The following is a 12,793-nucleotide window of genomic DNA, read 5'->3' as shown; positions in this document are numbered from 1 at the left end:
AGAGTCTTCCAGAGGCCCGGGCGGCGCTCTGCTTACAGTGCGTCGACCGGGATGCCGCCGGTGCCCGGCTGGGCGGGCTCGCGGTGGACCGGGTAGACCGTGCCTCGGGCGCGGTCGATCGCGATACTGCCGAAGGCGAGCACGATTCCGGCCGCGGTCAGGCCCACGCCGACCCAGATGGGCGACAGGTAGCCCAGTCCGGCGGCGATCGTCAGGCCGCCGAGCGCGGCACCCACCGAGTTGCCGATGTTGAGGGCGGAGTGGTTGAGCGCGGCCGCGATCGTCTGGCTGTCGCGCGCCACGTCCATCAGCCGGGTCTGGATCGCGGGCGACGCGGCCGCCGAGAAGCCCGCCGAGAGGAACGCGAACACCACCAGCCCGACGACCGACGAGGCCGACAGCGCGAGTCCGATCAGCGAGACGCCGACGCCGGCGAAGAACACCACCAGCGCCCGCCGCACGTCGCGGTCGGCGGCCCACCCGCCGACGAGGTTGCCGACGGTCATCCCGAGGCCGATGACGACCAGGATCCACGGGACCGCGCCGAGCGGCAGGCCCGTCACCTCGGTCGCGAGCGGCGAGATGTAGCTGTACATCGCGAAGAGTCCGCCGAAGCCGATGGCGCCGACGAGGAGGGTCATCCAGACCTGCAGGCGCCCGAACGCCCGCAGCTCGTTGCGGACGGTCGCCGCCGGATTCCCGGGCTGCGCGGGCACCAGCAGCTGGACGGCCACGACGGTCAGCGCGAAGAGCACCGCGACCACGAGGTAGGCGCTGCGCCAGCCGGCCACCTGCCCGACCCAGGTGATCGCGGGCACGCCGACGACGTTCGCGATCGTGAGCCCGGAGAGGACGAACGCGACTCCCTTGCCGCGCTTGCCGGGACCCATCAGGTCGGCGGCGACCAGGGAGGCGATGCCGAAGTAGGCGCCGTGCGGGAGCGCGGCGACGAAGCGCGCGGCGAGGACGAGCGGGAAGCTCGGGAGCAGCGCCGAGCCGATCGTCCCGACGGTGAAGGCGACGAGGAGGGTCAGGAGGAGCCTCTTGCGCGGCCAGCGCGCCGCTGCGGCGGCGATGGTGGGGGCGCCGACCACGACACCGAGCGCGTAGGCCGAGATCAGCATCCCCGCCTGCGAGACGGCCTGCTCCTGGCTCGCGGCCCAGACCCCGGGGAGGAGGTCGGCGGCGAGCTGCGGGAGGAGCCCCATCGCGACGAACTCGGTCGAGCCGATGCCGAAGCCCCCCATCGCGAGGGCGAGCAGGGCGAGGCGGGTCCGAGCGGGCGAGAGCGTCACCGGTCAAGGCTACTCAGGATCGGGCGGATGTCGAATCGATTCGAGAAAGCCCGGACACGAGAGGTCTCGGCGCGGACCCGCTACTCCCCCAGCGCGTCGTTCAGCCGGGCGATCTTGCCGTCGATCTCGCCCGAGTAGCCGGGGCGGATGTCCGCCTTCAGGACGAGCGACACGCGCGTCCCGAACGCTCCGACGGCCTCCGTCGCGCGCTTGACGACGTCGAAGACCTCGTCCCACTCCCCCTCGATCTCGGTGAACATCGAGGTCGTCCGCGACGGCAGGCCGCTCTCGCGGACGATGCGGACGGCGGCGGCGACGGCGTCGTGGACGGACGCGTCGGGCGCCTCGCCCCCGGACGGTGCGACCGAGAATGCGACGAGCATGGGAGCCTCCTTGACTGCGCGCACCGCGTGCCGGCCCCGCGCCCTCCGAGCCTACGAGCCCTGGGGCGCCAGGCGGGTCTCGCCGGTCAGCGACGACGCGGAAGTCGTGGCGCCGGGTGCGACGACCCGCGCCGTCCCCATCCTCCACAGCTCGCGCAGCAGCCAGCCGAGCAGCACCACGAGGAGGATGTTCCGCACGGTCAGCACGAGCACCATCCACCAGTGCGACCAGAGGAGGAAGAGGTAGAGGTACGGGTAGACCACCTGGGTCAGAGCCGCAGTGACGAGGGTCAGCTTCGCGGGCCGGTCGAACGCGCCGTCGCGGCACGCGATCAGCCCGGCGATCACCGGCGGCGCGAGCCAGACGATGTACTGCGGCGAGAGCACCTTGTTGGTGTCGATGAACACGACCACGAAGGTCAGCGCGAGCAGCGGGAACAGCCTCGCGGGGTCCGCCCTGCGGGCGAGAGCACGGGCACCCAGCAGGGCCACGCCGAGCATGGCCAGAGCGAGCAGCGGGGTCATCAGGCTCGCCGCGAACTCGGTGCCGGGCCCGTGCATCTCGAAGGTGTTGATGTCGGCGGCGTAGTAGACGTAGCTCCCCGATCCCGGGAGGACCGACAGCCACATCCAGGGAGTGCTCACGACGGCCTCGATCTGGAGGCCCCGATCGGTCTGATCGGTGACGAAGCTGAAGACCTGGTCCCCGCCGCCGACGAGGACGACCGCGAGCACGATGATCACGGAGGCGACCGCGGGGACGAGGACCATCCGCAGCCGTCCGCGCAGGACCAGGACGGCAGCGGCGAGGATCGCGGCCGGCCACACCTTGATCCAGGTGGCCACGGTCAGCAGCAGCGCCGCGACGCCCGGACGGGTCGCCGCCCAGAGCATCCCGGCGATGGCCGGCGGCGCAGTGAAGGCGTCGATGCGGCCGATCGCGATCGGCCCGAGGAGGACGAGGAACAGCAGCCACCAGCGCGCCGCGGCGAGGCGCGGTGCCGACCGGCCGCGCAGCAGCAGGGCGAAGGCGGCGGCGTCGGCGAGCGCGACGAGGACGAGCCACATCAGGTCGTAGCCCGCCGAGCCGAAGAGCCAGGAGGCGGCGATCGGGCCCCAGGCGAGGATCGGGTAGACCCAGCCCGTGTCGATCCCGGCGATGCCGCCGCCCTCGACGGCGGTCCTCATCCACTCCTTGTAGACGATGCTGACGTCGCCCATCGGCAGACCCGGAGCGAACAGCGCCAGGAGGGAGAGCACCACGTGCACCAGCGCGAAGGCGCCCCAGAGCACGGCGACGGAGTCGCGGTTCTCGCGCAGCCGGGCGAGGGGGCGGGAGGACGCTCGAGGAGGGGAGGACGGCACCGCGTCATTGTAGAGGGGCCGCTGAACGGGACCCTGGCAGCACCTGAGCCCGCCTGGGAGCGCCGCTCCCGCCGGGCATCGGTTGCCCGGCGGCGTCGGTCGCCGCCGGGCGTCAGCAGACGGCGTCGCGACCCGACGAACTCAGTAGCCGGCGAACGCGTCGGTGCGGATCCGCTTCGCCCCGGCACCGCGCAGGGCGCCGCGGACCGAGTCGACGAACGACGGCGACCCGGAGACGTAGCCCACGCGGCGGCCGGCGTCCGGCACCGCGTCCGCGAGCAGCTCGGCGGTCAGTCGGCCTGTGACGTGCGACCACCGTGCGGGCAGGTCGGTCGGCGCCTCCTTCGAGCAGAGCACGACCCGGGCCCCCGACTCCTGCAGCAGGTCGCGGTACGCGACCTCGGCGAGGCTCGGCGCGGCGACCACGACGACGACGTCGCGCCGCGGACCGTCCGCGAGCGAGCGGAGCTGACTGGCGAACGGGGTGATCCCGATGCCGCCCGCCACCAGCAGCAGTGGCACGGCGGGATCGGCAGGCAGGACGAAGTCACCGCCGACGCTCGTCGCCCGGAGCGAGTCGCCGGGCTCCAGAGCGGCGAGGGCGCGCTTGAAGCTGCTCGCCTTCTCCGGCATCCGCAGGGCGATCGCGATCTCGCCGTCGGACGGAGCGGAGGAGACCGAGAAGGTGCGCCGGCTGCCCCGGCTGTCGGCGCGGTGCGGCAGGTCGAGCTCGAGCCACTGGCCCGGCTCGAAGGTCAGCGGCGAGCGGGAGCGGAAGCGGTACTCCGCGATGCCCGGCGCCAGCACGCGGGTCGAGGCGAGCTCGAGCGTGTGCCGCCGACGCTGGCGGAACGCGAAGGCGAACGCGAGGGCGTTGCCGACCACGAGGCCCAGCTCCGGAGTGGCGGAGACGACGCCGATGTGGAAGGGAACGCTCGCCACGAGCGCTGCGACGACCGCGATGATCAGCTGCTGCGAGCGGCGCGGCGCGAGCGTGAGCGGCTCCGTCAGCATGAAGGCGCCGGCGAAGACGAAGGGGTAGGCCGTGAGGACCAGTGCCGCCGCGGCGCCGAGGTCCTGGCCGTTCTGCACCGCCTGCTGCACGGACACCCCGCCGGCGACGACGACGAAGACGGCGAAGACGGCCCAGCGGCGGACCCGCGCGACGATCAGGAGGGAACCCACGACGACGAACGGCCAGATCGCGCCACTGGCGATCCACCAGGCTCCGGCGTTGAGCCCGGTGAAGCCGATGATCAGCACGGCGACCGCGGCCGGGTTGAAGAGGTGGCGGCCCCGCCAGGCCAGGACGTACTTGGACGCGGCGGCGATCGCGCCGACGAGCGCGATCACGGCGAGCCCGCGAGGATCGGCCGTCGGGAAGAGCAGGCAGGCGATCAGCAGACCGGTGACGAGCGAGGACTCCAGGTGCGCGCGGCTGCGGAACAGCCGCGCGAGGACCGCGCTGACCAGGGCCGTCGAGGCGACGGCGACAAGCGTCGTGCCGAGGATCTCGAGCGGCGTCGAGAAGATCAGGCCGGCTGCGGCGTAGCCGACGGCGACGAGCAGGAGCGCGGCGAGCGTCATCCAGACCAGCCGGTAGGTGGTGACGCGGCCGAGGGCGCGGTCGAAGGTGCCGATCATCGGAAGACCTCTCCGGGGAAGGAAGGCGAGTAGTGGAGGGTGCCGTCGCTGCGGACGCGGACGAACTCGAAGTCGAAGCGCTCGGCGAGGGCCTCGGGCGGGCAGACGAACAGCGCGGTCGCGAGCCCGTCGGCGACGAGGGCCGTGTCGGCCACCGCCCAGGTGGCGACGATGCTCTCGACCGGAGCTCCGGTCCGCCCGTCGAGGACGTGGTGGAGGCCGCTGCCCCAGGCGCGGCGGTTGCTCGCCGAGCCGCAGAGCGCGCGGTCGCCGGGCACCGCCACTCCCAGTGCGCTGCTCGGGTCCCACGGGTGCTCGAGGCCGACCCGGACGGGTCCGGCGCCGACGCCCCGGAGGTCGCCGCTCGCGTCGACGACGGCGGGCCCGGCGCTGTCGAGCTCCTCGAGGACGAGGTCGACGAGCTGGCCCTTGCCCGCGGCGCCGACGTCGACGACGGTCCCGGGCTCGACCCGCAGTCCCGCCGCCCCGCGTCGGGCGGCGGCCCAGGAGGGAGCGGGGACGGCGGGTCCGCGCGGGACGAGGGTGTACGCGGAGTCGTAGCCGAGCTGCTCGAGAGAGCCGCCGACGAAGGGGGTGACCGCCCCGCCGGTCAGCTCGTCGAGCACGTCGTACAGTGCGAAGAGGTCGGCCGCCTCGTCGGGAAAGACGTGCTCGCCTCCGACCCGCAGCTGCGAGACGGCGGAGTCGTCACGGAACCGCGACCAGGTGCGGTCGTACTCCGCGATGCGCGCCTCGACCCGCGAGCGGTGGGAGGGCTCGAGCGGCTCGGCGGTGTCGATCTGCCAGCCGGTGCCGATCGCGTCGAACCGCCACGCGTGGCCGAGGACCGTCGGGGCGTCAGGCCGTGGCATCGGCCTTGATGGTCTCGACGGCGTCGTTGAAGCCGCCGGAGGTGAGGGAGGACCCCGACACCTTGGAGACCTTCAGCTCGTCGAGCTGCTTGCCGACGACCTCGCCCGCGATGCCGCCCGCGAAGCGCGACTGGTACTGCTGGCCGGTGGGGTTCTCCGACTCCGGGGTCACGGTCACGTCGGTGACGACGCCGTCGGCGAGGGTCAGCGAGACGCCCACCTTCTCGTTCCCTCCGGGCGAGGTGTAGGCGCCCTCGGCCTCGTAGGTGCCGTCGGCGTAGCTGCTGCCGCTCGCGGCGGAGGACGCGGCGCCGGTGGCCTCGGGGGCGGAGCTGGTGGCGGTGCTCGGAGCGGTGGTGGTCGCCGCGTCGGCGGCGTCGCTCCCGGTCGTGGTGGTGCTGGAGCAGGCGGCGAGCGCGGCGAGGGTGCCGGCGCCGGCGAGGAGGGTCAGGGCGTAGCGGGCGGGAGTCGTGGTCTTCGCGGTCATGTCTGTTCTCCTGGTCAAGGCGGACGCGGCGGATCCGACGGTAGAGGTGCTCGCTTCGAGCACCCGATGAGGCGGCGGTGCGGAGCCGGTGAGCCGGGCCGCGGGCGTCGCTTCCTCCAGGACAACGGCGGCGGTCCCGGTTCGGTTCAGCGCTCGTCCGACGGGCGTGTCAGCGCAGGAGTGCGGCGACCACTCCGGGCAGGTGCTCCGCGATGTCGAGCGCGGCGATCGGGCCGCCGGCGGAGGCGCTCCGTCCGGCCTCCGCGTGCAGGACGGCGGCCGCGGCGGCCACGGGGGCGAGGTCCTCCGCGGTCAGAGTCGCCCCGGCCGCCTCGGCGTCCGCGGCCCGACCGGCGAGGAGTGCGCCGAGCACGCCGCCGAGGACGTCGCCGCTGCCCGCGGTCGCCAGCCAGGGCGTGGATCCGGAGACCTCGAGCTCGACGCCGCCCGCGACGACGTGGGTGGTGCCGCCCTTGAGGAGCACGCAGACTCCGAGGCGGTCCGCCGCCCGGCGCGCCCACTCCCCCGGGGCCTCGGCGATCGTCGCGGCGTCCGCGTCCAGACCCGCTCGGCCGAGCACTCCGGCGAGCTCGCGGTAGTGCGGCGTGATGACGACCGGGCCTGCGGCCTCGTCGATCAGGTCGAGCGCGCCCGCGTCGAGCACCACCGGGACTCCCGAGTGCAGCTGCTCGATCAGGGTGCGCCGCTCCTCGTCGCTGCGGTCCTCGGCGCTGGTGCCGGAGCCGACGAGCCAGGCCTGCACGCGTCCCACCGCGGTCACGACCTCCGGCCGCCGGGCGAGCACCAGTCCCTCGGGCCGCTCCGGTCCGAGGTAGCGGACCATGCCGACTCCCGTCCGCGCCGCCGCCTCGACGCCGAGCACCGCCGCTCCCGGGTACCGCTCCGACCCGGTCGCGATCCCCAGCACCCCGCGCGTGTACTTGTCGTCGTCCTCCCGCGGCACCCTGATGCTCCGCGCCGCCTCCGCCGTCCCGACCCGCTCACCCATCCCGCCACCCTACGTCGCCCTGCGACGGAGCCGCCCGGTGCCGCCGCTGCCGCACTGGTGCCGGCGCAGCGCACTGGTGCCGGCGCAGCCGCACCCCTCTCCCCTTGCTCCAGAGGGGCGCGGGTGCTGGAGGGGGCAGTCGCAAGGCGGAGGAGGAAGCGGTACCGGCGGTACCGCGCCCGACGACAACGCCGCGAACGCCCCCTCCAGCACCCGCGGGCGCGGGCCGCGGAGGGGCCGGATGCAAGGCGGAGGAGGAAGCGATACCGGCGGTACCGCGCCCGACGACAACGCCGCGAACGCCCCCTCCAGCACCCGCGGGCGCGGGCCGCGGAGGGGTCGGATGCAAGGCGGAGGAGGAAGCGATACCGGCGGTATCGCGCCCGACGACAACGCCGCAGACGGCCCCTCCGCGGCCCGCGCCTAGCGGCGGGTGGCGTCGTCGACTTCGCCGACGAGCTCCTCGATGATGTCCTCGAGGAACAGCACTCCGGTGGCGCGGCCCTGCTCGTCGAACGCCCGGGCGAGGTGGGCGCCGGTGCGCCGCATGATCGCGAGGGCGTCCTCGAGGTCGGTGGCCTCGAAGATCGAGGCGAGCTGGCGGATGCGCTTGGCGGGGACGGGGAGGCGGAACTTGGCGCCCTCCGTGTCGCCGTCGAGGTCGAGGACGTCCTTGAGGTGGATGTAGCCCTCGGGGGTGCCGTCCTCGCCGAGGATCACGTATCGCGAGAAGCCGTGCTTGGCGACGGCGCGCTCGACGTCGGCGGGGGTCGCTCCGCTGGGGAGGCTGACGATCCCGTCGAGGGGCAGGGCGACGTCGTGGACCTTCTTCTCGGTGAACTCGAACGCGGCGAGGAGGGTCCCGGTCGAGTCGCGGAGCGTGCCCTCGCGGGTGGACTGGTCGACGATCGTCTGCACCTCCTCGAGCGTGAAGGTGCTGTTCGCCTCGTCCTTGGGCTCCACCTTGAAGAGGCGGAGCACTCCGTTCGAGACCGCGTTGAGGGCGACGATGATCGGGCGGAGGACCCGGGCGATGGCGACGAGCGGCGGCGCCAGGAGGAGCACGGCGCGGTCGGGCATCGAGAACGAGATGTTCTTGGGGACCATCTCGCCGAGCACCACGTGCAGGAACGACACGATCAGCAGCGTGATGACGAAGGCGACGGTGCCGGAGAGCTCGTCGGGGATGCCGACGGCGTGGAGCGGCACCTCGAGCAGGTGGTGGATCGCCGGCTCGCTCACGTTGAGGATCAGCAGCGAGCAGACGGTGATGCCCAGCTGCGTGGTCGCGAGCATCAGTGTGGCGTGCTCCATCGCGGCGAGCGCGGTGATCGCGCTGCGGCGTCCGCTCTCCGCGAGGGGCTCGATCTGGGAGCGGCGCGCGGAGATGACCGCGAACTCCGCTCCGACGAAGAAGGCGTTCGCGGCGAGGAGCACCACGAGCCAGGCGATTCCGGCCCAGTCACTCATCGTCGGACTCCTTCCGTCCGCGGTGTCCGCGGGCGACGTCGGCGAGCGGGTCGGGGATCCCGTCGGGATCCGCGTCGGGGTCGGGCGTGAAGCGGAGGCGGTCGATGCGGCGGCCGTCCAGGCGCTCGACGCGCAGAGATCCGCCCTCGACGTCGACCCGGTCGCCGACGGCGGGGAGGCGGCCGAGCTCGCTCATCACGAATCCGGCGACCGTCTCGTAGGGCCCCTCCTCGGGGATGTGCACGCCGGCGCGGTCGAGGACCTCGTCGGGGCGGAGCATGCCGGGGAAGGTGGTGGAGCCGGGGAGCTTGACCACGTCGGCCCGGGAGCGGTCGTGCTCGTCGGCGACCTCGCCGACCAGCTCCTCGACCAGGTCCTCGAGCGTGGCGACGCCCGCCGTCCCGCCGTACTCGTCGACGACGACCGCGAGCTGGAAGCCGCGTCCGCGCAGCTCCGTGAGCAGCACGTCGAGCTTCATGGTCTCGGGGACGCGGAGCGGCTCGGAGCGCAGCGCCGTGACCGGCACGTCGGACCTCTTGCCGCGGGGCACGGCGACGGCCTGCTTGACGTGCACGACTCCGACGATGTCGTCGATGTCGTCGTCCGTGATCGGGAAGCGCGAGAACCCGGTGGTGCGTGCGAGGTCGAGCACGTCCTGCGCGGTGCTCGCGCGCTCGACCGTCGACAGGCGCAGGCGCGGCGTCATCACGTCGCCCGCGGTGAGGGCGGAGAAGCGGAGGGTGCGCCCGAGCAGGTCGGCCGTGTCCTCCTCGAGCAGTCCGGCACTGGCGGAGTGGCGCACGAGGCTCGAGAGCTCCTCGGCGCTGCGGGCGCCCGAGAGCTCCTCCTTCGGCTCGATGCCGACCAGGCGCAGCAGGGCGTTCGCGCTGCCGTTCAGCAGGGCGACGGCCGGGCGGAACACCGTCGTGAACGCGGTCTGCAGCGGCACGACGAGCTTCGCAGTCGCCCGCGGCAGAGCGAGGGCGAAGTTCTTGGGGACCAGCTCGCCGAGGATCATCGACAGCAGGGTCGCGATGACGATGGCGACCACCGTCATGACCGGCGCGAGCGCCTCCTCCGGGATGCCGAGTCCGCTGAACGGCTCCTGGAGCAGCGTCGAGAGGGCGGGCTCCATCGTGTAGCCGGTGAGCAGCGTCGTGAGGGTGATGCCCAGCTGCGCGCTCGAGAGGTGCGTGGAGGTGACGCGCAGGGCCGCGATGGTCATGCCCAGGCGCGTCTCGCCGCGGTCGCGACGGGCCTCGAGGTCGGCCCGGTCGAGGTTCACCAGCGCGAACTCGCTGGCGACGAAGACGCCGGTGCCCAGGGTCAGCAGCAGGCCGACGCCGAGGAGGAGCCACTCAGTTCCCACGGTGGTCGCCCCCGGTCACGAGAGGGAGGCGCGAGGAGGGCCGGATGGTGCGGGCCGGCGGAGCGGCGGCACCGGAGCGTCGAGCGGGAGTCCGAGGAGCACGGCAGTGAGCGGAACAGGCCGGATGCGCAGAGGGAGGGTCGTCCATTGTGGCGCCGAGTCTACCCGCCGCGGAGCGCCGCCGGGCGTGCTCCGACGCGGCGGCTCAGAGCCACTTCTTCCGCTTGAACACCGCGTAGAGCGCGAAGCCGAACAGCACCATCAGGCCCAGCGCCCAGGGGTAGCCGAGCCGCCAGTGCAGCTCCGGCATGTCGTCGAAGTTCATCCCGTAGATGCCGGCCACGAGCGTCGGGGCGAAGAGGATCGCCGCCCACGAGGAGATCTTGCGGACCACGTCGTTCTGGGCGAGCCCGGTCTCGGTCTGCCGGCGCGAGACGAGCGTCGAGTGCACCGTGAGCGCCTTGTCGAGGATCGCGCGCAGGGAGTCGACCGCCTCCGTCACGCGGATGGTGTGGTCGAGCACGTCGCGGAGTGACCGGCGCAGCTCGATCCGCTCCGGCGAGGGCGAGGGCTCCCCCTCCACGGGCGTCGACTCCTGCAGCAGCTCGTGCAGCAGGGCGGTCAGCGGCTGCACCGAGCGCTGGAAGTGGATGACCTCGCGCGAGAGCCGGTAGATGCGCTCCGAGAGCCCGTCGTCCGAGTCGTCGCCGAAGAGCTGGTCCTCGATCTCGTCCACGTCGCCCTGGACGCCGAACACCACCGGCGCGTACTCGTCGACGACCTGGTCGAGGATCGCGTAGAGCACCGCTTCGGGCCCGCGGGCGAGGAGGGCCGGATCCTCCTCCAGGCGGCGGCGCACGCGGGCGAGGTCCGGGGAGTCGGCGTGCCGGATGGTGACCACGAAGTCGGGGCCGACGAAGACGTGCAGCTCGCCGAAGACGACCGTCTCGGCGGCGTCCGCGTAGCGCGCCGGCCGCAGCACGACGAAGAGCCCGTCGTCGTAGCGCTCGAGCTTGGCCCGCTGGTGCCCGCTGAGCGCGTCCTCGACGGCGAGCGGGTGCAGCCCGAACTCCTCGGCGACCGCCTCGACCTCCTCGCGCGTCGGGCGGTAGAGGCCGATCCAGGCCATGCCGTGCTCGTCGCGCATCAGCTCGAAGGTGTCCTCGAGCGAGTCGGGGTTCCGGATGCGGCGGCCGTCGACGTACACGGCGTTGTCGACGATGGTCATGGGCTCGGTTCTAGCACGCGGCGCCCGCTCACCAGCTGACCGGCAGCGCCTTGCCCTCCTCGTAGCCCGCGGCCGACTGCAGGCCCACGTGCGCCCGCTCGTGGAAGTCGGCCACGCTCCGGGCGCCGGCGTAGGTGAAGGACGAGCGGACCCCCGAGGTGATCATGTCGAGCAGGTCCTCGACCGAGGGCCGCAACGGGTCGAGGTAGATGGTGGAGGAGGAGATGCCCTCGGCGAAGAGGCGCTTGCGGGCGAGCTCGTAGGCGTCGAGGCGGTCGAAGCGCTCCTGCACCGCCTTGGCCGAGGCCATGCCCCAGCTCTCCTTGTAGACCCGGCCGGCCGCGTCGCTGCGCAGCTCCCCCGGCGCCTCGATCGTGCCGGCGAACCAGGAGCCGATCATCACGGAGGCGGCGCCCGCGGCCAGCGCGAGGGCGACGTCGCGCGGGTAGCGCACCCCGCCGTCCGCCCAGACGTGAGCACCCAGCTCGTGTGCGCGCTCGGCCGTCTCGAGGACGGCCGAGAACTGCGGGCGGCCGACCGCGGTCATCATCCGGGTGGTGCACATCGCGCCGGGGCCGACGCCGACCTTGAGGATGTCCGCTCCCGCGTCGACGAGGTCGTGCACCGCGTCGGCCGTGACGACGTTGCCCGCCGCGATCGGCACTCCGAGATCGAGCGCGGAGACCGTCCGGAGCGCCCGGAGCATCCCCTCCTGGTGGCCGTGCGCGGTGTCGAGGACGAGGACGTCGACGCCCGCGGAGACGAGCGCGCGCGCCTTCGCCTCGACGTCGCCGTTGATGCCGATCGCCGCCGCGACGCGCAGACGCCCGTCCGCGTCGAGCGCCGGGTCGTAGACGGTGGAGCGGAGGGCGCCGGTGCGCGACAGCGTGCCGACCAGGGCGCCGTGGTGCAGCACCGGGGCGAAGTCGAGGTCGGCGGCCACCATGAGGTCGAAGGCGGCCCGCGCGGTGGGCACGTCGTCGGCGTCGATCGAGGGGGTGGCGGAGTGCACCAGGTCGCCGAGGCGCGCGTCCGGCAGCGCGGTCGCCAGGCGCGCGGCCGGGACGCAGCCGAGGATCGCGCCGCCCTCCTCCTGCACCACGAAGCCGTGGCCGGCGACGGCCGGCAGGATGCGCAGCGCCTCCTCCACGGTCGTCGCCGGCGAGGCGGTGAGGGCGCCGGAGAAGGCGACCGGCTGGCGCTTCACCCAGCGGATCGCGGCGTCCAGCGCCTGCAGGGGCATGTCCTGCGGGAGGACGCCGAGCCCGCCCCGGCGCGCGAGCGTCGCTGCGAGGCGCTGACCGGTGACCGAGTTCATGTTGGAGGAGACGACGGGGATCGTCGCCCCGGTGCCGTCGCCCGGGGCGAGCGAGACGTCGAGGCGGCTCGTCACCGACGAGCGGCCGGGGACGAGGAAGACGTCCGAGTAGGTGAGGTCGCCTGAGGGTGTTCCGCCGGAGAAACGCATGGGGGAAACGCTACTCCGGCGCGGCCCCGGGTCGGCCGTGCAGGGAACGGGGCTAGGCTTGGCGACCGGGACGGGACCAGGCGACGGCACCGGTTCCCGCTGGTGCGAGGACGACCTCCTCCGCCGCGGTGGCAGGCGCCGAGGGATGCGACGGGCCCGTCCGGATGATCGAGGACGAATCAACGGAGAGAGTGGGCGATCGG

At 73.3% G+C, this 12,793-nt stretch carries 11 protein-coding genes; all 11 read right to left on the bottom strand.

What is annotated here, in order from left to right:
- Positions 1-32: 32 nt before the first annotated feature.
- A complete protein-coding gene (locus tag C5C10_RS08600) occupies positions 33-1,247 on the bottom strand; it encodes an MFS transporter (protein WP_104246745.1) in 1,215 nt (404 codons plus the stop codon).
- 128 nt (positions 1,248-1,375) lie between these two features.
- On the bottom strand, positions 1,376-1,678 hold the full coding sequence (locus tag C5C10_RS08595; RefSeq protein ID WP_104224449.1) for a thiamine-binding protein: 303 nt from the start codon (positions 1,676-1,678) through the stop codon (positions 1,376-1,378).
- Between the two features lie 51 nt (positions 1,679-1,729).
- Positions 1,730-3,043: a glycosyltransferase 87 family protein gene (locus C5C10_RS08590; protein ID WP_104329027.1), complete on the bottom strand. Its 1,314-nt coding sequence runs from the start codon at positions 3,041-3,043 to the stop codon at positions 1,730-1,732.
- A gap of 141 nt (positions 3,044-3,184) precedes the next feature.
- Positions 3,185-4,687, bottom strand: coding sequence for an oxidoreductase (locus C5C10_RS08585; RefSeq protein ID WP_104232782.1), 1,503 nt, complete (start codon positions 4,685-4,687; stop codon positions 3,185-3,187).
- On the bottom strand, positions 4,684-5,559 hold the full coding sequence (locus C5C10_RS08580) for an FAD:protein FMN transferase (protein WP_104329026.1): 876 nt from the start codon (positions 5,557-5,559) through the stop codon (positions 4,684-4,686). The genes C5C10_RS08585 and C5C10_RS08580 overlap by 4 nt, the downstream gene beginning before the upstream one ends.
- A complete protein-coding gene (locus C5C10_RS08575; protein WP_104224453.1) occupies positions 5,546-6,046 on the bottom strand; it encodes an FMN-binding protein in 501 nt (166 codons plus the stop codon). Before C5C10_RS08575 ends, C5C10_RS08580 begins: the two co-directional genes overlap by 14 nt.
- Positions 6,047-6,215: 169 nt before the next feature.
- Positions 6,216-7,055, bottom strand: a complete 840-nt coding sequence (locus C5C10_RS08570; protein WP_104329025.1) for an ADP/ATP-dependent (S)-NAD(P)H-hydrate dehydratase — start codon at positions 7,053-7,055, stop codon at positions 6,216-6,218.
- A gap of 423 nt (positions 7,056-7,478) precedes the next feature.
- Positions 7,479-8,525, bottom strand: coding sequence for a hemolysin family protein (locus tag C5C10_RS08565; RefSeq protein WP_104224111.1), 1,047 nt, complete (start codon positions 8,523-8,525; stop codon positions 7,479-7,481).
- On the bottom strand, positions 8,518-9,894 hold the full coding sequence (locus tag C5C10_RS08560) for a hemolysin family protein (protein WP_104225499.1): 1,377 nt from the start codon (positions 9,892-9,894) through the stop codon (positions 8,518-8,520). The genes C5C10_RS08565 and C5C10_RS08560 overlap by 8 nt, the downstream gene beginning before the upstream one ends.
- Positions 9,895-10,099: 205 nt before the next feature.
- Positions 10,100-11,122: a magnesium/cobalt transporter CorA gene (gene corA / locus C5C10_RS08555; RefSeq protein ID WP_104224113.1), complete on the bottom strand. Its 1,023-nt coding sequence runs from the start codon at positions 11,120-11,122 to the stop codon at positions 10,100-10,102.
- 28 nt (positions 11,123-11,150) lie between these two features.
- Positions 11,151-12,590: a GuaB1 family IMP dehydrogenase-related protein gene (locus tag C5C10_RS08550; RefSeq protein WP_104246650.1), complete on the bottom strand. Its 1,440-nt coding sequence runs from the start codon at positions 12,588-12,590 to the stop codon at positions 11,151-11,153.
- Positions 12,591-12,793 lie beyond the last annotated feature (203 nt).

The organism is Rathayibacter sp. AY1A3, from assembly GCF_002930975.1.
Lineage (GTDB): Bacteria > Actinomycetota > Actinomycetes > Actinomycetales > Microbacteriaceae > Rathayibacter.
This window is presented reverse-complemented; position numbering and strand designations above follow the sequence as displayed.

Coding starts and splice junctions, on each gene's coding strand:
- C5C10_RS08575 (WP_104224453.1), bottom strand. CDS start 6,046: ATGACCGCGAAGACCACGACTCCCGCCCGCTACGCCCTGACCCTCCTC.
- corA (WP_104224113.1), bottom strand. CDS start 11,122: ATGACCATCGTCGACAACGCCGTGTACGTCGACGGCCGCCGCATCCGG.
- C5C10_RS08585 (WP_104232782.1), bottom strand. CDS start 4,687: ATGATCGGCACCTTCGACCGCGCCCTCGGCCGCGTCACCACCTACCGG.
- C5C10_RS08595 (WP_104224449.1), bottom strand. CDS start 1,678: ATGCTCGTCGCATTCTCGGTCGCACCGTCCGGGGGCGAGGCGCCCGAC.
- C5C10_RS08580 (WP_104329026.1), bottom strand. CDS start 5,559: ATGCCACGGCCTGACGCCCCGACGGTCCTCGGCCACGCGTGGCGGTTC.
- C5C10_RS08600 (WP_104246745.1), bottom strand. CDS start 1,247: ATGGGGGGCTTCGGCATCGGCTCGACCGAGTTCGTCGCGATGGGGCTC.
- C5C10_RS08570 (WP_104329025.1), bottom strand. CDS start 7,055: ATGGGTGAGCGGGTCGGGACGGCGGAGGCGGCGCGGAGCATCAGGGTG.
- C5C10_RS08565 (WP_104224111.1), bottom strand. CDS start 8,525: ATGAGTGACTGGGCCGGAATCGCCTGGCTCGTGGTGCTCCTCGCCGCG.
- C5C10_RS08550 (WP_104246650.1), bottom strand. CDS start 12,590: ATGCGTTTCTCCGGCGGAACACCCTCAGGCGACCTCACCTACTCGGAC.